The sequence below is a fragment of the Tabrizicola flagellatus genome (assembly GCF_008271465.1).
Taxonomy (GTDB): Bacteria; Pseudomonadota; Alphaproteobacteria; order Rhodobacterales; family Rhodobacteraceae; genus Tabrizicola; species Tabrizicola flagellata.
The window spans coordinates 293,952-312,346 of record NZ_VMDU01000003.1; the positions used below are offsets into that span (position 1 = coordinate 293,952).

At 69.1% G+C, this 18,395-nt stretch carries 18 protein-coding genes and 1 pseudogene; 17 read left to right on the forward strand and 2 right to left on the reverse strand.

What is annotated here, in order from left to right; genetic code table 11:
- Positions 1-18 precede the first annotated feature (18 nt).
- On the forward strand, positions 19-1,491 hold the full coding sequence (locus tag FL625_RS07340; RefSeq protein WP_149587986.1) for an aldehyde dehydrogenase: 1,473 nt from the start codon (positions 19-21) through the stop codon (positions 1,489-1,491).
- Positions 1,492-1,510: 19 nt separating this feature from the next.
- Positions 1,511-2,545 (forward strand): LLM class flavin-dependent oxidoreductase, encoded by a 1,035-nt coding sequence (locus FL625_RS07345; protein WP_149587987.1) that lies wholly within the window; start codon positions 1,511-1,513, stop codon positions 2,543-2,545.
- Here FL625_RS07345 and FL625_RS07350 read toward each other — a convergent pair.
- Positions 2,526-3,701 (reverse strand): GlxA family transcriptional regulator, encoded by a 1,176-nt coding sequence (locus tag FL625_RS07350; protein WP_235019349.1) that lies wholly within the window; start codon positions 3,699-3,701, stop codon positions 2,526-2,528. The two genes, FL625_RS07345 and FL625_RS07350, sit on opposite strands and share 20 nt — an antisense overlap.
- A gap of 149 nt (positions 3,702-3,850) precedes the next feature.
- On the opposite strand from FL625_RS07350, the gene FL625_RS07355 reads away from it, so the two are divergent.
- The 11 genes from FL625_RS07355 (at position 3,851) to FL625_RS07405 (ending at position 14,133) form a co-directional block, all read left to right on the forward strand.
- On the forward strand, positions 3,851-4,717 hold the full coding sequence (locus FL625_RS07355) for a PhnD/SsuA/transferrin family substrate-binding protein (protein WP_149587988.1): 867 nt from the start codon (positions 3,851-3,853) through the stop codon (positions 4,715-4,717).
- 7 nt (positions 4,718-4,724) lie between these two features.
- Entirely contained in the window at positions 4,725-5,528 is an 804-nt protein-coding gene (locus FL625_RS07360; protein ID WP_149587989.1) for a phosphonate ABC transporter ATP-binding protein, read from the forward strand.
- The gene (gene phnE / locus FL625_RS07365; RefSeq protein WP_200833903.1) at positions 5,525-6,331 is read left to right on the forward strand and encodes a phosphonate ABC transporter, permease protein PhnE; all 807 of its coding nucleotides are present in this window, start codon (positions 5,525-5,527) and stop codon (positions 6,329-6,331) included. Before FL625_RS07360 ends, phnE (FL625_RS07365) begins: the two co-directional genes overlap by 4 nt.
- Positions 6,328-6,996, forward strand: coding sequence for a class I SAM-dependent methyltransferase (locus FL625_RS07370; RefSeq protein ID WP_235019350.1), 669 nt, complete (start codon positions 6,328-6,330; stop codon positions 6,994-6,996). The genes phnE (FL625_RS07365) and FL625_RS07370 overlap by 4 nt, the downstream gene beginning before the upstream one ends.
- Entirely contained in the window at positions 6,993-8,234 is a 1,242-nt protein-coding gene (locus FL625_RS07375) for an alpha-D-ribose 1-methylphosphonate 5-triphosphate diphosphatase (RefSeq protein ID WP_149587990.1), read from the forward strand. Before FL625_RS07370 ends, FL625_RS07375 begins: the two co-directional genes overlap by 4 nt.
- A gap of 31 nt (positions 8,235-8,265) precedes the next feature.
- Positions 8,266-9,195 (forward strand): lysophospholipid acyltransferase family protein, encoded by a 930-nt coding sequence (locus FL625_RS07380; RefSeq protein WP_160147747.1) that lies wholly within the window; start codon positions 8,266-8,268, stop codon positions 9,193-9,195.
- A gap of 104 nt (positions 9,196-9,299) precedes the next feature.
- Complete coding sequence (gene phnC / locus FL625_RS07385) at positions 9,300-10,118, forward strand: phosphonate ABC transporter ATP-binding protein (RefSeq protein WP_149587992.1); 819 nt, start codon at positions 9,300-9,302, stop codon at positions 10,116-10,118.
- 37 nt (positions 10,119-10,155) lie between these two features.
- Positions 10,156-11,052, forward strand: coding sequence for a phosphonate ABC transporter substrate-binding protein (gene phnD / locus FL625_RS07390; RefSeq protein WP_149587993.1), 897 nt, complete (start codon positions 10,156-10,158; stop codon positions 11,050-11,052).
- 138 nt (positions 11,053-11,190) lie between these two features.
- Positions 11,191-11,994, forward strand: coding sequence for a phosphonate ABC transporter, permease protein PhnE (gene phnE, locus FL625_RS07395; protein ID WP_435532701.1), 804 nt, complete (start codon positions 11,191-11,193; stop codon positions 11,992-11,994).
- Between the two features lie 185 nt (positions 11,995-12,179).
- Positions 12,180-13,508 (forward strand): phosphonate ABC transporter, permease protein PhnE, encoded by a 1,329-nt coding sequence (gene phnE, locus FL625_RS07400; RefSeq protein WP_149587995.1) that lies wholly within the window; start codon positions 12,180-12,182, stop codon positions 13,506-13,508.
- A 7-nt stretch (positions 13,509-13,515) separates the two neighbouring features.
- Positions 13,516-14,133, forward strand: coding sequence for an LbetaH domain-containing protein (locus tag FL625_RS07405; RefSeq protein WP_149587996.1), 618 nt, complete (start codon positions 13,516-13,518; stop codon positions 14,131-14,133).
- Here FL625_RS07405 and phnF read toward each other — a convergent pair.
- Positions 14,124-14,834, reverse strand: a complete 711-nt coding sequence (gene phnF / locus FL625_RS07410) for a phosphonate metabolism transcriptional regulator PhnF (RefSeq protein ID WP_149587997.1) — start codon at positions 14,832-14,834, stop codon at positions 14,124-14,126. The two genes, FL625_RS07405 and phnF, sit on opposite strands and share 10 nt — an antisense overlap.
- Positions 14,835-14,950: 116 nt before the next feature.
- On the opposite strand from phnF, the gene phnG reads away from it, so the two are divergent.
- The 4 genes and pseudogenes from phnG to FL625_RS07430 all read left to right on the forward strand — a co-directional run.
- Complete coding sequence (phnG, locus tag FL625_RS07415; protein WP_149587998.1) at positions 14,951-15,394, forward strand: phosphonate C-P lyase system protein PhnG; 444 nt, start codon at positions 14,951-14,953, stop codon at positions 15,392-15,394.
- Entirely contained in the window at positions 15,391-15,960 is a 570-nt protein-coding gene (gene phnH / locus FL625_RS07420; RefSeq protein ID WP_149587999.1) for a phosphonate C-P lyase system protein PhnH, read from the forward strand. Before phnG ends, phnH begins: the two co-directional genes overlap by 4 nt.
- Positions 15,960-17,120: a carbon-phosphorus lyase complex subunit gene (locus FL625_RS07425; protein WP_149588000.1), complete on the forward strand. Its 1,161-nt coding sequence runs from the start codon at positions 15,960-15,962 to the stop codon at positions 17,118-17,120. The genes phnH and FL625_RS07425 overlap by 1 nt, the downstream gene beginning before the upstream one ends.
- Before the next feature lie 268 nt (positions 17,121-17,388).
- Positions 17,389-18,255, forward strand: a pseudogene (locus FL625_RS07430) (alpha-D-ribose 1-methylphosphonate 5-phosphate C-P-lyase PhnJ); the annotation flags it as partial.
- Positions 18,256-18,395: the final 140 nt, after the last annotated feature.

Here is an 18,395-nt window from a genome sequence, read left to right on the forward strand (position 1 = left end):
AAGGCCACGGAGGACGCGATGGGCGAGATCAAGCGCTGCCGGATGCTGATCGACGGGGAATGGGTGGGCGCCTCGGACGGGGGGGTGTTTCCGTCGGTCTCGCCGGTGACGGGGAAGGTCTGGGCCGAGGTGCCGGAGGCGACGGCTGCGGATGTGGACCGGGCGGTCCGGGCGGCGGACCGGGCTCTGACGGGGCCGTGGGGGGCGATGACGCCCTCGGCGCGCGGCAAGTGCTTGCGGAAGCTGGGGGATCTCCTGGCCGAGGCGTCGGAGGAGCTGGGGCGGGCCGAGACGCTGGACACCGGCAAGATGCTGAAGGAGACGCGCTGGCAGGCGAAATACATCGCGGAGTTCTTCCATTTCTATGCCGGGGCGGCGGACAAGATTTCGGGCGAGGTGCTGCCGATCGACAAGCCGGACCTGCTGGTCTTCACCAACCGCGAGCCCCTGGGGGTGGTGGCGGCGGTGGTGCCCTGGAACTCGCAACTGTTCCTGTCGGCGGTGAAGCTGGGGCCGGCGCTGGCGGCGGGGAATACGGTGGTGCTGAAGGTCAGCGAACACGCCTCGGTGCCGATGCTGGAGTTCGGGCGGCTGATCGAGGCGGCGGGGTTTCCGGCGGGGGTGGTCAACATCATCAGCGGGCATGGCGAGGTGGGGCGGGTCCTGACCTCGCATCCGCTGGTCGCGCGCGTTTCGTTCACCGGGGGGCCGGAGACGGCGCGGCATGTGGTGCGGAACTCGGCCGAGAATTTCGCGGAGGTGTCGCTGGAGCTGGGGGGCAAGTCGCCCTTCGTGGTCTTCGAGGATGCGGACCTGGAAAGCGCGGTCAACGGCTGCATGGCGGGGATTTTCGGCGCGACGGGGCAAAGCTGCGTCGCCGGGTCGCGGCTGATCGTGCAGGAGAGCATCTCGGAGGAGTTCCTCAAGCGGCTGGTGGCGGCGGCGAAGGAGATTCGCATCGGCGATCCCCTGGCGGACGAGACGCAGATGGGGCCGCTGTGCACCGAAGCGCAGGTGCGGCTGATCGAGGCGCAGGTGGCGCAGGCGGTGACGGAAGGGGCGAAGGTCCTGACCGGGGGGAAGCAGCCCGCGCTGGGGGGGACCTATTACGAGCCGACCATCATCGACTGCCCCTCGCCGGACCTGACCATCGTGGATACGGAGCTCTTCGGGCCGGTCCTGTCGGTGCTGCGCTTCAGGGACGAGGCCGAGGCCGTGGCGCTGGCGAACAGGTCGCAGCACGGCCTTGCGGCGGGGGTCTTCACACGGGACGGGGCGCGGCAGATGCGGGTAGCGAAGGCCATTCGCGCCGGGATCGTCTGGGTCAACACCTACCGCGCGGTGTCGCCCATCGCGGCCTTCGGCGGCGTCAAGGGATCGGGCTACGGCCGCGAAAGCGGGTTCCAGGCGCTTTACGACTACACGCGGCCCAAGACGATCTGGGTCAACACCTCATCCGAGCCCATCGCCAACCCCTTCGTGATGCGCTGAAATTTCAGGGAGATAGAAGATGAAATTCCACCTCGCCATCAACATGGAGCGGATAGACGACACGCTCGACATGAAGGATGTGGCGCGGCACACGCTGGAGATGGTGCAGATGGCCGACGCGGGCGGGTTCCGCATCGCCTGGGCGGCGGAGCATCACGCGCTGGAGATGACCATCGCGCCGAACCCGTTTTCCATCCTGACCTGGTGGGCCGAGCATACCAATGACATCCGTCTGGGCACGGCGGTGATCGCGGCGCCTTACTGGCACCCGATCAAGGCGGCGGGGGAGGCGGCGTTCGTCGACCTCATCTCCGGCGGGCGGTTGGAGTTCGGCATCGGCTCCGGCGCCTATCAGCGCGAGTTCGACCGGATGCGGCCGGGCCTGAAGCAGACCGACGCCTGGCGCTACATGCAGGAGATGCTGCCGGTGATCCGGGAGCTCTGGAAGGGCGACTACGCGCATGAGGGCGAGCACTGGTCGTTCCCGGCCTCGACCTCCTGCCCGAAGCCCTTGCAGAAGGAGGTCCCGGTCTGGGTCGCGGCCCGCGCGCCGATCACCTATGACTATGCGGTCAAGCAGGGCTGCAACATCCAGTCCTGGCCGCTGACCCGCGACATGGGCGAGGCGCGGCTTTACATGGACCGGATGGCCGAGGCGCTGGCGAACAACCCGGGGAAGAAGCGCCCGATCATGGCGATGATGCGGCACACGGCGCTGTACGACCGGAAGGAGGACTGGATGGTCCCGGTCCGGGCGGCGCAGCGGCAGCTGTCGCAGTTCGAGAACCTGTTCAAGAACCTGGGCGATGTGGAGAACGGCTTTCCGAAGGCGATCCCCTTCGACCAGCTGGGCAACCGCGCGGAATATGACCCGGAGATGCTGTCGCGGAACCTGATGTTCGGCACGCCCGACGAGGTGATCGCCAAGCTGAAGGAATACGAGGCGATCGGGGTGGACGAGTTCATCTATTATGCCTCCCTCGGCCTGGGGCACAAGGAACAGAAGCGGTCGCTGGAACTGTTCTGCCAGGAGGTCATCCCGGCCTTCGCGTGACGGTCGGCTCGTCGATGACTTCGTCACTCCTCGCGCGGGTTTCCGACGAGGAGACGAAGTCGAACGAGGAGGCCCCGCCCCGGACCGCGCGGGTGGTGCGCTGGCGCAGCGCCTCGAGATAGGCGGTCAGCGTGCCGGGCCAGGAGGGAGCGGCTTCCGAGGGTGCCCAGCCCTGGCGGTAGTCGCTGGGCCGGCGGTCGAAGCATTTGCGGAAGGCGCTGGTGAAGTGCGACAGCGCGTTGAAGCCGGTCGCGGTGGCGATCTCGCGCACCGAAAGCCGGGTCGCGATCAAGAGGACGCGGGCGTGCTGCAGGCGGACGAGCGTGCCGAACTGCACCACCGAACAGCCGAGCCCGCGCCGGAACTGGCGTTCCAGCTGGCGCTGCGACAGGCCGAGACGGTCGGCGATCTCGGGCACGGGCAGGGGGTCGGCGATGTTCTTCTCGATCAGCGCGATGGCCCGGCGCAGGATCGGGGCGAAGGCCTCGGTGCCCTCGCCGGGCGTGCGGCGCTGCGGCCCGGTGGCGGGCCTGATCGGCTGGTGCAGCATCTGGTCGGCGACCTCGCCCGCCATGCCTTCGCCGTGGCGGTCGGCGATCAGGCGCAGCATCAGGTCGATCCCGGCCGTGCCGCCGGCGCAGGTCAGGATGCCGTCGCCTATGGTGTAGAGCTGTTCCACCACGGCGATCTCCGGGTGGCGTTCCTGGAACCCCGGCGCCCAGGACCAGTGCGTCGCCACCTGCCGCCCGTTCAGCAACCCTGCCCGCGCCATGGGGTAGGAGCCGAGCTCCACCGCGCAGAGCCGCGCCCCCTCGCGCGACTGGCGGCGGAGCCAGGCCAGAAGCTCGCGCGCGCCGTAGTCCTCGGCCCCCCACGAGCCGAGCAGGAACACCGTCTCGCCCCGCCGGTTGCGGTCGTCGAGCGGTGCGGCGGTGATCGACAAGCCGTTCGAGGCCGGCACCTCGGGGCAGTCGGGCGAGAGGATCTCCCACCGGTAGAGGGGGCGGGAGGCGAGGTAGTTTGCAATGCGCAGCGGCTCGATCAGGGTGATGAGCGTGGCAAGGTTGAAGCGCGGCAGCAGGACGAAGGTCATGCGGTCCGCCCCGGTGTCCTCGGGCAAGGGGGCAGGGGGCACCAGTATGCGGTTTTTCGCCATGGGCGAAGGCTAGCCGACGAAAAACCGTGAGGGAAGGCGCAGGGGGGCGCGGCGGGCGGTTCTGTTGCAGGACTGTGATCTTCGCGTCGCGCGACTGTCACCGGGACTTGCTAGGCGGGGTCGAAAGCAACCTCCGACAGGACCATGCCATGAACCGCTTCCTTGCCTCGGGCCTTCTGGCCGCCAGCCTTGCCGTCGCCGCCCCGGTCGCCGCGCAGGACACGATCCGCTTCGCCGTCACCGACATCGACGGGCTGGAGGCGCTGCAGCGCGAGATGGGGCCGTTCAAGGAGGCCTTCGAAGCCGCCTCGGGGCTGAAGGTCGAGTTCTTCCCGGTCTCGGGCCGCACCGTCGCGGTCGAGGCGATGGCCGCCGACCAGGTGGATTTCGTGCTGACCGGCCCGGCGGAGTATGTGGTGTTCAACGCGCGGCTGGACGCCCAGCCGGTCGTCACCTTCAGCCGGCCGGACTATTATTCGACCGTGGTCGTGCTGGATGACAGCCCGGTCAAGGCGCCGGCCGACCTGAGGGGCGCCAAGATCTCGTTCGGCGAGATCGGATCCACCTCGCAGCACCTGGGGCCGGTGGATCTGCTGGCCAAGGCGGGGCTGACCTATGCGGTGGATTACGAGCCCGTGTTCCTCAAGCGCAACGTGGCCATGGAGGCGCTGATCTCGGGCGAGATCGCGGCGATCGGGCTGAACCGGACGCATATCGAACAGCTGACCGAGAAGTTCCCCGACCAGAAGCTGCGCGTGGTGGTGAAGGGCGAGCAACTGCCGGACGACATCCTGCTGGCCTCGCCTAAAGTCTCGCCGGAAGTCATCGAGACGGTCCGCAAGACCTTCGCCGAACAGGGCGAGGCGCTGCTGGCTGCCGTCACCTCGACCGAAGAGAATGCGAAATACATCGGCGGCAGCTTCAACGCGACCGTGACCGACGCGGACTACGACGTGGTCCGGAAGATGTACGAGAACATCGGCATCAAGGAATTCACCGAATTCGTCGGCCAGTGAGGCCCCGGTGAACGCGCCCGTTTCCCCTGTTCGGGCCGAGGCCGGTTCCACCCTGGTGGAGCCGGTCCTTACCGTTTCCGGCCTGACGAAATCCTTCGGCACGGCCGAAGTGCTGCGTGGCCTCGACTTCGCCCTGGCGCCCGGCCAGTCCACCGCGCTGATCGGGGCGAACGGGTCGGGCAAGTCCACGCTTCTGCGCTGCCTCGTGCGGCTGGTGGAGCCGACCTCGGGCCGGGTGCGGATGCTGGGGCAGGAGGTGGGGGCGCTGTCGCCGCGCGCCTTGCGGCGGTTCCGGGCGCGGGTCGGAATCGTCTGGCAGAAGCACAACCTGGTGCCGCGCATGTCGGCATTGTCGAACGTGATCCACGGCGCGCAGGCGCGCATGGCGGGGCCGCAGGTCTGGGGGCAGGCGCTGGCCCCGGCCCCGGTGCGGGCCGAGGCCATGGCCTGCCTGGCCCGCGTGGGCCTGGCCGACCGGGCGCTGGCCCGGGTGGACAGCCTGTCGGGCGGGCAGAGCCAGCGCGTCGCCATCGCGCGGATGCTGATGCAGCGGCCCGAGTTCATCCTGGCCGACGAACCCGACGCGAGCCTCGACCCCCAGACCGGGCAGGAGGTGATGGAGCTGCTGCTGGGCCTCGTCCGGCAGGACGGGCTGTCGCTTCTGGTGATCTCGCACCGGCTGGAACATACGCTGGCCTTTTCCGACCGGATCCTCGGTCTGGCGCAGGGCCGGATCGCGCTGGACCAGCCCACGCGCGAGGCGAGCGTCCCGGCGCTGCGGCGCTTTTTCGACCATGAGGCCGCGGCATGAGCGAGTCGGCGACCCTTCCCGCCCCGCCGCGGTTCCGTCACCTGGGACTGACGGGCTATGCCGGGTTCCTGGTGGTGGCGGCGCTCGTGGTCTCGTCGCTGGCCGCGACCGCGCCGGCGCCGGACAAGCTCGTCAACGGTCTGGCGCGGCTGTTCGCGCCCTCGGGCCTGTTCACCCAGATGTTCCCGCCGGATTTCAGCCGGATCGGGCCGATTTCCTGGAAGCTGCTGGAAACGCTGCAGATGGCGGTGGCGGGCTGTTTCCTGGGGCTGATCTTCGCGCTGCCCTTCGCGATCCTCGCCACCGACCGGCTGTCGCCGCATCCGGTGGTCCGCACGGCCGCCCGTGCCGTCATCGCGCTGTTCCGCACGGTGCCGGACCTGGTCTGGGCGATCATCTTCATCATCATCGTGGGCCTGGGCCCGGCGGCGGGCGTCCTCGCGATCATGGTGGACAAGATCGGATTCGCCGGCCGCTTCTTCGCCGAAGCGATGGAGGAGACCGACCCCGGGCCCCAGGACGCGCTGCGCGCGATCGGGGCAAGCCGGCTGGGCATCATCGGCTCCGCCGTCCTGCCCGCCTGTCTGCCGTCCTTCACCGCCACCTCGCTTTTCGCGCTGGAGAAATCGGTGCGCGGGTCCGCCGCGCTGGGCCTGGTGGGCGCGGGCGGTATCGGGGTGGACCTGAAGGTCGCCTTCGACCTTTTCAACTATGACGAGGCCTTCGCGATCATCCTTCTGATGCTCGCGCTGGTCGTCGCGGTGGAACAGGGATCCGGCTGGATCCGCAGGAAGCTGATATGAACGAGATGACGACCGATACCGCCCATCGCTACTGGAACGCGCGCTGGCAGAAGTCAGAGGCCGGCTCGCCCTGGGCGATCCCCGAGCCCTGGGTGATGGACCATGCCGCCAGCCTGGCGCCGGGCGCGCGGATCCTCGACCTTGGCGCGGGCATCGGCCGGCATGCGCTGGCGCTGGCCGAGATGGGCCATCAGGTCACCGCGCTGGACGCGGCCGAGGCTTCGGTCGCGGCCATCGCGGCGGCGGCCTTTGCCAGGGGCCTGGCGATCGAGACGGTCGAGGCCTCGATGACCGATCTGCCTTTCGAGGATGCCACTTTCGATCATGTCCTTGCCTGGAACGTGATCTATCACGGCGACGAGGGCGTGGTGCGCCGCACACTTTGCGAGGTGGCCCGCGTGACCCGGCCGGGGGGCACGTTCCTGGCCACCATGCTGTCGGCCCGCCGCCTGCCGGTGGAGCGCGCCCGCGCGAAGGGCCGCGAGATCAGCCGCAACACCTGGGTCTTCGAGGGCGAGGGCGACAAGGTGCATCCGCACTACTTCTGCAATGCTCCCGACCTGCTGTCGCTGCTATGGGGCTTCGAGGTCTTCACGCTGTTCGACCGGCCGCATGAAAAGCCCGGCTCCTGGCACTGGCACCTTCTGGCGGAGCGTCTGGGATGAGCGCGGAGCTGATCGAGGGCGCGCGCGTCATCTTCGGGGACCGGGTGGATACGGCCTCGGTCCGCATCGAGGGCGGGCGGATCACCGGAATCGACGTGGCGCGCGACGGGGCGGCGGTGATCCCGGCGCAGGGGCGGCTTCTGGCGCCGGCCTTCGTCGATGTGCATGGCGACGCCTTCGAGCGGCAGATCATGCCGCGCCCGGGTGTCATGGTCGATGTCGAGACCGCGCTTCTGGAGACCGACCGGCAACTGGCCGCGAACGGGATCGCCACGGCCTATCATGCGCTGACGCTGAGCTGGGAGCCGGGCCTGCGCAGCGTGGATACCGGCTGGCAGGTCGTCCGCGCGCTGGAGGCGCTGCGGGGGCGGCTGACGGCCGACAACCGCCTGCAACTGCGCTGGGAGACCTTCTGCGCCGAGGCCGAACCGCTGATCGCGCATGTCCTTTCCGGCCCGGACCGCCCGGCGCTGGCCTTCAACGATCACACCACCTCGGCGCTGCTGCACCCCGAGATCGCGGTGCACGACCGGCCCTTCGACCATGTCGAGGACTATCCGGTGACGGACATCACCACCGAGGCCTTCCTGCACAAGATGGGGGAACGGGCCAAGCGGTCGCAGATGACCACGGGCGATTTCGTGGGGCTGATCGCCCGGGTCTGGGCGCGGCGGGCCGAGGTGCCGGCGGACATCGCGCGGCTGGCGGCGCTGGCGAAAAGGCACGGCGCGCCGATGCTGAGCCATGACGACAGCCAGGTGGAAACCCGCGACTGGTATCGCGCGCTGGGTGCGAAGGTGGCCGAGTTCCCGATGCACGAACGGGTGTTCCATGCCGCGCGGGCGGCGGGCGACCCGATCGTCCTCGGCGCGCCGAACGCGATGCGCGGGGGCAGCCACCTGGGCAGCCCCGGCGCGGCCGAGATGATCGCGCGGGGGCTCTGCGACATCCTGGCCTCGGACTACTATTACCCGGCCATGCTGGGCGCGGTCGCGCGGCTTCATGCCGACCGCGTGGCGCCGCTGCCGGCGCTCTGGCGGCTGGTCTCGACCAACCCCGCCGCCGCGATGGGCCTTGCCGATCGGGGGCGCATCGCACCCGGTCTGCGCGCCGACCTCGTGCTGATCGACTGGCCCGAGGGGCATGCGCCCGCCCCCCTGCGCACCTGGGTGGCTGGGCGGGCAGGCTATTCCGCGCTTGCCCCCCAATCCGTCCGCCATCCCGAACCTGCCTTCTGACCCGACAAGACCGCTGCCCGGAGATGACCCGATGCTGACAGACCTCCTGCCCGTGACAGCCGAACCCGCCCCGTTCTTCGCCGAGACCCCGGCCGACACGGTGCGGTTCACCTATTCGCATCCCGGCCAGTCGGCCTTTCGCCGCGGGCTGATCCGAACGGTCGAGCGGGTTTCCGGCCAGCCGAAGCTGGAGCGGCTCTATCTGGACTGGGCGCGGTCGGGCAAGCGGCCGGGGGAAAGCGTGTTCGACGCGGCGCTGCGCCAGCTGCGCGTCGCGGTGCGAGTCCATGCCGACGAGGCCGAGCAGGAACGCATCCGCCCCGAGGGCGGGCTGCTTCTGGTGGCGAACCACCCGTTCGGGGTGCTGGACGGGCTGGCGCTGGGCTGGCTGGGGATGCGGCTGCGCGGCAATGTGCGGATCCTGACCAACAGCCTCTTGTGCCGGGTGCCGGAAGTGGACCCGCACCTGTTGCCGGTGGACTTCTCGGGCACGCCCGAGGCGCGGCGGCTGACGGCCGAGACCCGGCGCAAGGCGGCGCAACTCTTGTCCGAGGGCAAGGTCGTCGCGGTCTTTCCCGGCGGCGGAGTCGCGACGGCGAACCGGCCGCTGCGCGGGCATGCGGTCGATTCGCCCTGGCATCCCTTCGTCGGGCGCCTGGCGACCCTGCCGGGGGTTACCACCCTGCCGGTTCATGTCGCCGGGCAGAACTCGCGCCTGTTCCAGATCGCCAGCCACACCTCCTATCCCCTGCGCGTGGCGCTGATCTTCCACGAGACCCGCCGCCGCATGGGCCGCCCGGTCGATCTGACGCTCGGCGCGCCGATCACGCCCGAGATGCTGGCGCAGATCCCGCGCGACGAGGTCGCGGCCACCCTGCGCCGGCGCTGCATGGCGCTGGCCGGCCCCGCCATCCCCGACCCGGACGAGACCTTCGTCTGGCCCGCGCATGTCCGCTGGTAGGCCAGCCGACCCTAGGGGATCCGTTACAGAAGCTTCATCCCGGCTTTCGCCATCTGTCACATTCGCCCGTTAGGACCCGGATCGTAACGAACGGGGGATGACCGATGCTGGATGTCGTCGGAGTGACCAGGATGTTCGGCCAGAAGGCCGCGGTCGACAACATCAGCTTCCGCGTGGATCGCCCGGCCTTCGTCGGCATCATCGGCCGGTCCGGCGCGGGCAAGTCCACCTTCCTGCGCATGATGAACCGGCTGACCGACGCCACCTCGGGCGAGATCCGGGTCGAGGGGCGCGACGTGCTGGCGCTGAAGGGTGCCGAGGCGCGGGCCTGGCAGTCGCAATGCGCGATGATCTTCCAGCAGTTCAACCTGGTGCCGCGGATGGACGTGGCCTCGAACGTGCTGCACGGCATCCTGAACCGCCGCTCGACCCTTCAGACCTTGTTCAACCTCTGGCCCCGCGCCGACATCCTGAAGGCGCTGGAGATCCTCGACCGCCTCGGCATCGCCGAGCAGGCGCCGAAACGGGCCGAGGCGCTGTCGGGCGGCCAGCAGCAGCGCGTGGCCATCGCGCGCGCCCTGATGCAGGACCCCAAGATCATCCTGGCCGACGAGCCCATCGCCAGCCTCGACCCGATGAACGCGCAGGTCGTCATGGACACGCTGAAACGGATCAACGTCGAGGACGGGCGCATGGTGATCGCCAACCTCCACACGCTCGACACCGCGCGGCGCTATTGCGACCGGGTGATCGGCATGCGGGACGGCCGCATCGTCTTTGACGGCACGCCCGACCAGCTTTCGACCCAGGTCGCGCGGGAGATCTACGGCGCCGACGACAGTTTCAACGAGGCCGCCACCTCGACCTCGATTCCCACCGACACCGCAGCCGACCGGTCCTACGCCGACCTGATGCTGTCGTGACCACCGGCCCGCAGGGCCACAACCCCATGGAGCCCCCATGCAAAAGCTGCTGACTGCAACCGCTCTGACTGCCGTGCTGGCCTCTTCGGCCTTCGCGCAGGAGATCAAGGAATTCAACATCGGCATCCTCGGCGGCGAGAACGCCCAGGACCGCCTGGCCTCGACCGAGTGCCTGCGCGTCAAGACCGAGGAACTGCTCGGCGTTCCGGTGAAGCTGTTCACCCCGGCCGACTATGACGGCGTGATCCAGGGCCTCCTGGGCGGCACGCTGGACTTCGCCTGGCTCGGGCCGTCAGCCTACGCCAAGGTCTATCTGACCAACCCCGAAGCCGTGGACGTCATCCTGACCAAGCAGAACACCGACGGCTCGATCGGATACTACTCGATCGGCTTCGCGCGCGTGGACAGCGGCATCAAGTCGATGGACGACGCCAAGGGCAAGATCTTCGCCTTCGCCGACCCGAACTCGGCCTCGGGCTATCTGATCCCCGGCGCGGAGCTGACCGAGAAATACGGCAAGCTCGAAGACTACTTCGGCGAGGTGAAGATGTCGGGCGGCCATGAGCAGACCATCGTCGGCGTGGCCAACGGCGACTTCGACGCCGGCGTGACCTGGGCCGACGGTCTGGGCAACTGGGAAGACGGCTACAACTCGGGCGCGCTGCGCAAGGCCTCTGATGCGGGTCTGGTGGACATGTCCACGATCCAGGAGATCTGGCGCTCGAAGCTGATCCCGGAAGGCCCGATGGTCGTGCGCAAGGCGCTGCCGCAGGACGTGAAGGACAAGGTCTATGCCATGCTGGACACGATGTGGCAGGACGACCCCGAGTGCGCCTACAACGTCGCTGCGGGCGAGGCCAAGGACTTCGTGCCGGTGAAGCACGAGGACTATCTGGGCATCATCGCCGCCCGCAAGATGCAGGAAGGCATGTAAGCCACACCCTCGCCGGACCCCGCCGCTCCCCGGGGTCCGGCTTTTCCTTTTCCGGATGATCCCATGGTCGATGTCGCCTTCGGTCCCGAGCCGGGCCAACGCCCGAACCTTGCCAACCCGCGCGAGGCCTATCTGGACATGGTCCGCCGCAAGCGGATGTATGGCGGCATCCTGCTGGTCATCTTCGTGGCGCTCATGGCCTCGGGCTGGATGCTGGCCGACCACCGCAACGCGGGCGGGTTCTGGAACGGGCTGCACCAGGTGCTGGACTTTCCGTCCGAGGTCCTGTCCGAAGCCTGGGAAAAGCGCGCGAACCTGCCGGGCATCTTCTGGGATCACATCCCTGCGCTGATCGAGACGGTGAACATCGCCGCCGTCGCCACTCTGGTCGGCGCGCTGGCGGCCATGGGCCTGTCCTTGCTGGCGACGCGGGGCCTTGCGCGCTGGCCGCGGCTGATCCCGGTCTTTCGCCGCACCATGGACGCGCTGCGCGCGATCCCCGAGATCGTCATCGCGCTGGTCCTGATCTTCATTCTCGGCGGCGGCCCGGTGCCGGCCGTCATCGCCATCGCGCTGCACACGGGCGGCGCGCTGGGCAAGCTGTTCTCGGAAGTCGCCGAAAACGCCGACTTGAAACCGGTCGAGGGCCTGGCCTCGGTCGGGGCCAACTGGTCGCAGCGGATGTGGCTGGGCGTGATCCCGCAGGTCGCGCCGAACTGGCTGAGCTATGCGCTTCTCCGCTTCGAGATCAACGTGCGCGCCTCGGCGATCCTCGGCTTCGTGGGCGAGGGCGGCATCGGCCATGACCTGAAGCTGGCGATGCAGTGGGGCCAGGGCCGCTATGACGAGGTCGTGGCGATATTCCTGCTGTTGTTCCTGACCATTGTGGTGATCGACCAGCTGTCCGACCACTACCGGCACAAGCTGGTGAAGGGGCATTGACCGATGCAGTCCTGCCCCTCCAGAGCCCGCCATCCGGCAGGCGCTCCCCACCCCCATCCCCTCCCCACGCGGGGGGAGGGGCGCCGCCCGGCCCATCCCCGGCCCTTCCTTCGCCATCCCGCGCCTCCCTCCCCCTGCTTTGGGGAGGGATGGGGTGGGGGGGCCGCCAGCCCGGAGCATGACGCATGACCGATGCCACCCTTGCCGGCCCCGCGCTGGCCGAGACCGTGACCCGCGCCTTCGACCGCAAGCGGCGGCTCGCATTTGCCATTCCGGCCGCGATCCTTGCCTACCTGATCTATGCCGCGATCAGCTTCGACATTGCGAGCCTGATGGCCCGCGCGCGCTTCGACAATGCGGCGATCCTTCTGTCGGACTTCTGGTCGCACAAGACCCATGTCACCCGCGACAACCGCACCGGCAAGCTGACCGTCGCCATAGAGGGCGAGGCCAAGGGCACCTATCCCGAGGGCCGTCTGCCCGACTGGATCAGCACCAGCGGCGACACGACGACGATCGACCTGGGTCAGGGCAACATCGTCACCTATGACGCCGACGGCGCGCGCTTTGTGGTGCCCGGCTATGGCACCATCGACATCCGCGAGGAGGGGGGCCGACCCGTCCTCACCGCGCCCGAGCCGATCCCCGACTGGATCAGCGTCGGCGAGAACCGCATCGGCGTCACCACGCCGGCGGGCCGGTTCAACTATACCCGCTCCAAGGTCGAGACCTTCAAGTACGAGCCGGGCTGGGAGCTGTGGTTCTTCACCCTCGACAGCCCGCTTTACGGCAAGTCCTTCGGCGAGCTGGCGGCCTTGGCCGTGTCGGGCGAAAGGCTGGACCCTGCGCGGTCGAACCTGGCGCTGATGGCGTCGGAGTTCTGGACCAACAAGATGTGGCGCCACGGCGATGTGGCTTGGGCGATCTTCGAGACGATCCTGATGGCATTCCTCGGCACGATTACGGCCGCGCTCATCGCCCTGCCGCTGTCCTTCCTGGCCGCGCGCAACTTCATGTCCCTCGGCCCCCTGCGCTTTGCCGCGCGCCGGGTGTTCGACTTCGTGCGCGGGGTGGACGGGCTGATCTGGACCATCGTGTTGAGCCGCGCCTTCGGCCCGGGGCCGATGACCGGGGCCATCGCCATCGCGCTGACCGACTCGGGCAGTTTCGGCAAGATGTTCTCGGAGGCGCTGGAAAACATCGACGAGAAGCAGGTCGAGGGCGTGCGTTCGACCGGGGCGAACGCGGTCCAGCGGGCGCGGTTCGGGGTGATCCCGCAGATCATGCCGGTGTTCCTGGCGCAGGTGCTGTACTACCTGGAATCGAACACCCGCAGCGCCACCGTGATCGGCGCCATCGTCGGCGGCGGGATCGGGCTTCTGCTGACCCAGGCGATCGTCACCCAGAAGGACTGGGAGGAAGTCGCCTATTACATGGTCCTGATCGTGCTGATGGTCATGCTGATGGACAGCCTGTCGGGCTGGCTGCGGCGCAAGCTGATCAAGGGCGAATAGGCCGGTCATGCCGAAACTCTCGGCCGAGAGGCCCTTCGTCCATCCCGGCTGCCAGATCGTCAACTCGACCTTCGGCGCCTTCTGTGAGGTCGGCGAAGGAAGCCGCGTGCTCAACTCGGACTTCGGCGATTACGCCTATTGCGACCGGATGGCGGACATCGCCAACACCACGGTCGGCCGCTTTGCCAACATCGCCGCGATGACGCGGATCGGGCCGACCGACCATCCTTACACTCACGCTGCGCAGCATCATTTCCTCTACCGCTCCAGCTATTACTGGGACGATGCCGAGGACGATGCGGCGTTCTTTGCCGCCCGCGCCGCGCGGCGCATCGTGCTGGGGGCGGATTGCTGGATCGGCCATGGCGCGATCGTCAAGCCCGAGGTGACGCTGGGCATCGGGGCCGTGGTAGCAGCCGGAGCCGTGGTGACGAAGGACGTGGACCCCTTCATGATCGTCGCGGGCTGCCCGGCCCGGCCGCTCCGTAGCCGATTCCCGCAAGCCGTGATCGACCGGCTTCTGGCGCTGGCCTGGTGGGACTGGAGCCACGACCGCCTGCGCGCCGCGCTGATGGATTTCCGAGCGCTGAAGGCCGAGGCGTTCCTGGAGAAGTATCAGGGCTGATCGGCCACCGTTAGCGTCACCCGTTCGCCCGCGAACCAGGTCGTCCCGTGTTCCACCGGCCGCCCGGAGGGATCGACGTTGAGCGCGACCGTCCGCAGGACCGGCGCGCCGGGCCGCACCGAGAGCGCGACCGCCAGCACCGGATCGGCCAGTTGTGCGGTGATCCGCGTCTCGGAACGGGTGTAGTCGGTCAGCCCGAGCGCAGCCAGCGCGCGGGTGATTGACTGCGTCTCGCGCAGGGCGGCGGGCAGGCCGGGGAAGGGTGCGGCGGGAAAGATCGAGCGGAAGGCCGCGACCGGCTGGCCATCGGCCAGCGAGACACCCTCGACCACATGCACCGGCTCGCCCGGTTTCAGGCGCAGCGCCCGCGCTTCCCCGGCGTCGGAGGGGCGGGTCTCGACCCGACTGATCCGGCGCGAGGGCGTCTGGCCGGCGGCCAGCACGTTCTGGTGAAACCGCACGCGACGGCCCAGCGGATAGTCGGTCGGGCGCTGTGCGACGAAGACCCCGGCCCCGCGGCGGGAGTGGACCAGCCCGGCCTCGGCCAGCGATGACAAGGCATGGCGGACCGTGTGGCGGTTTACGCCGAAGCGAGTGGAAAGGGCCGCCTCGGTTGGCAGCCGGTCGCCGGGCCGGTAGTGACCCGCGCCGATCTCGTCCCGCAGGGTGGCGGCAATGGCCGACCAGATCGCGTCTTTCATCGGGGCCCCGTCACGAAAACTTCACAACTCTCCGGTTGGCCTTGGCGCCCCGGTGGTGTAAGATTTGTATAGTTGTCTAGACGGATAGACAAGTCAATTCAGTTGTCGAGGTTGCCATGCCCGCACCGGATGCCGAGGCCCGCAAGGCCTGGATCGCCACGCTTGCCAAGGCTCCGCCCGCGCGGCTGGCCGACCTGATGCCGGAGCTTCCGCCGCATGATCTTCTGCGCGCGCCCGAGGTCGGCGCGGTGATGGTGCGCGGGCGGACCGGGGGCACGGGGGCGGCCTTCAATCTTGGCGAGATGACGGTGACGCGCTGTTCGGTGCGGCTTGCCGACGGGCCGGTGGGCCATGCCTGGGTGCAGGGCCGCGACAAGGCCCATGCCCGCCGCGCCGCGGTGATCGACGCGCTGATGCAGACCGAGGCCGCGCCGGACCTGTCGGCCCGCATCCTCGCCCCCCTCCGGGCCGAGGCCGAGGCCCACCGCGCCGCCCGCGCCGCGAAGGCCGCCGGGACGAAGGTCGAATTCTTCACCATGGTCAGGGGAGAGGATCAATGACGGCCCATGCGCTGCAAGGCGGCTTTGCCGAAGCCCCGGTGCAATCCGCCCGCGCCTTCCGCGAGATCCTCGAGGCCATGGCGCGCCCCGGCACGATCCGCCGGGTCGCGGGGGCGGAACCGCCGGCGCCCCTGTCGGTCGCGGCGGGAGTGGCGCTCCTGACGCTCTGTGATCCGACAACCGGGCTGCATCTGGCGGGCGGCGCAGACTGCCCCATGGTGCGCGACTGGGTGGCCTTCCACATCGGCGCGCCGCTGGTCGCGGCCGACGTGGCGGATTTCGCCGTCGGCTCCTGGGAGGCCTTGCAGCCCGTCAGCCGCTTTCGCATCGGCCAGCCCGATTATCCTGACCGTTCGGCCACGCTGATCGTCGAGAGCGAGCGGCTGGTCAACCACGGCCCGGCGCTGACCGGCCCGGGGATCGAGACCGCGACCTGGCTGAACCTGCCCGAGACGGCGGCCTTCCGCGCCAACCGGGCGCTGTTTCCCCTGGGCTTCGACTGCCTGTTCACCGCCGGCGACCGGATCGCCGGCCTGCCCCGGTCCACCCGCGTGGAGAAGATCTGATGTATGTCGCCGTCAAGGGTGGCGAACGCGCCATCGACAATGCGCACCAGTGGCTGGCCGAGGAGCGCCGGGGCGACCGCTCGGTGCCCGAACTGACCATCCCCCAGATCCGCGAGCAGATGAAGCTCGCCGTCAACCGGGTCATGGCCGAGGGCTCGCTCTACGACCCCGACCTTGCGGCGCTGGCGATCAAGCAGGCGCGCGGCGACCTGATCGAGGCGGTGTTCCTGATCCGCGCCTACCGCACCACGCTGCCGCGCCTTGCCGGGTCGCGGCCGGTGGACACGGGCGCGATGGCGGTGGACCGGCGGATCAGCGCCACGTTCAAGGACCTGCCGGGCGGGCAGGTGCTGGGGCCGACCTTCGACTATACGCATCGCCTGCTGGACTTCGCGCTGATGGCCGAGGGCGAGCCCCCCACCCCCATCCCCTCCCCACGAGGGGGAGGGGAGGTTCCCGGCGCGGCGGCCGGGCAAGAGGCGCCTCCCTCCCCCCTGGTGGGGGAGGGATGGGGTGGGGGGTCACCCCGCGTGCCCCATGTCACCGGATTCCTGAACCGCGACGGGCTGATCGAGGCGGCACCGCCGTCCGACGCCACGCCCCCCGACCTCACGCGAGAGCCGATGGAACTGCCTGCCGACCGCGCCCTGCGCCTGCAGGCGCTGGCGCGGGGGGACGAGGGGTTCGTCCTCGGCCTCGCCTATTCCACCCAGCGCGGCTATGGCCGCACGCACGCCTTTGTCGGCGAATTGCGCATCGGCCGGGTGGCGGTGGAGGTGGAGATCCCGGAACTGGGTTTCGCCGTCGAGATCGGCGAGATCGAGCTGACCGAATGCGAGACGGTGAACCAGTTCAAGGGCTCGAAATCCGAGCCGCCGCAGTTCACCCGGGGTTATGGGCTGGTCATGGGCCAGTCGGAACGCAAGGCCATCGCGATGAGCCTCGTGGACCGCAGCTTGCGCTGGCAGGAACTGGGCGAGGATTTCACCGGCGCCCCGGCGCAGGACGCGGAATTCGTCCTGATGCACTGCGACAACATCCAGGCGACCGGGTTCCTCGAACACATCAAGCTGCCGCACTACGTCGATTTCCAGGCGGAGCTGGAACTGGTCCGCCGCCTGCGGGCCGAGGCGCAGACCCTTCAGGAGGCTGCGGAATGAGCCTAGTCACCGCCCCCGCCGTCGCCTCCGCCGTCGCCTCCGTCGCAGCTGTCGCCTGTGCCACAGGCCGCGCCATCGTCCGGCCCGGCCAGTGTCGCTCCCCCTTCGCCCCCATTGCCGGACCTGCTGCGGTGCCGATGCCTGCCGGGTTCAGCAGGCTGACGCATGGTGATTGCACCGATGAGCACGGTGCCGACCACCGCGGCAAGTGCGAGCCAGAGCATCCCTGTCCTCCTTTCATGGCCTTGCCCCCCTGCAGGAGCTAATCGTGACCGATCAGGCCTACAATTTCGCCTATCTCGACGAACAGACCAAGCGGATGATCCGCCGCGCGATCCTGAAGGGGATCGCGGTGCCCGGCTACCAGGTCCCCTTCGCCAGCCGCGAGATGCCGATGCCCTATGGCTGGGGCACGGGCGGGGTGCAGGTGACGGCGGCCTGCCTGGTGCCCGAGGACCGGCTGAAGGTCATCGACCAGGGTGCGGACGATACGACGAATGCGGTGTCCATCCGCCGCTTCTTCCAGCGCACCGCCGGGGTGGCCACGACCGAGGCCACCGCCGAGGCGACCGTGATCCAGACCCGCCACCGCATCCCGGAAACCCCGCTGAAGGCCGGCCAGATCCTGGTCTATCAGGTGCCGATCCCCGAGCCCTTGCGCTTCCTGGAACCGCGCGAGACCGAGACGCGGAAGATGCACGAGCTTGAGGAATATGGGCTGATGCATGTGAAGCTTTACGAGGATATCGCGCGGCACGGGCAGATCGCGACCTCCTACGCCTATCCGGTCAAGGTCGAGGGGCGCTATGTGATGGACCCCTCGCCGATCCCAAAGTTCGACAACCCCAAGCTGGGCAACAACCCGGCGATCCAGCTGTTCGGCGCGGGGCGCGAGCAGCGGATCTATGCCCTGCCACCATGGAGCCGGGTCGAGAGCCTCGATTTCGACGACCACCCGTTCGAGGCCTCGAAGGCCGCGCATGACTGCGACCTCTGCGGGGCCGGGCACAGCTATCTGGACGAGGTGATTACCGATGACGCAGGCGGGCGGATGTTCGTCTGTTCGGATACCGATTTCTGCGCCGGGCGGCGGGCGAAGGGGCACCGCGGGCGGCTTTCCAGCGAGGGGGTGGCCCCCCCACCCCATCCCTCCCCCACGAGGGGGGAGGGAGGCGCTTCGCTCGATGCCATGGTGCATGTGAACGATCCTCTCGCCTCCTCTCCCCCGCGTGGGGAGGGGATGGGGGTGGGGGGCGCCGATCCGGAGGGCACGGC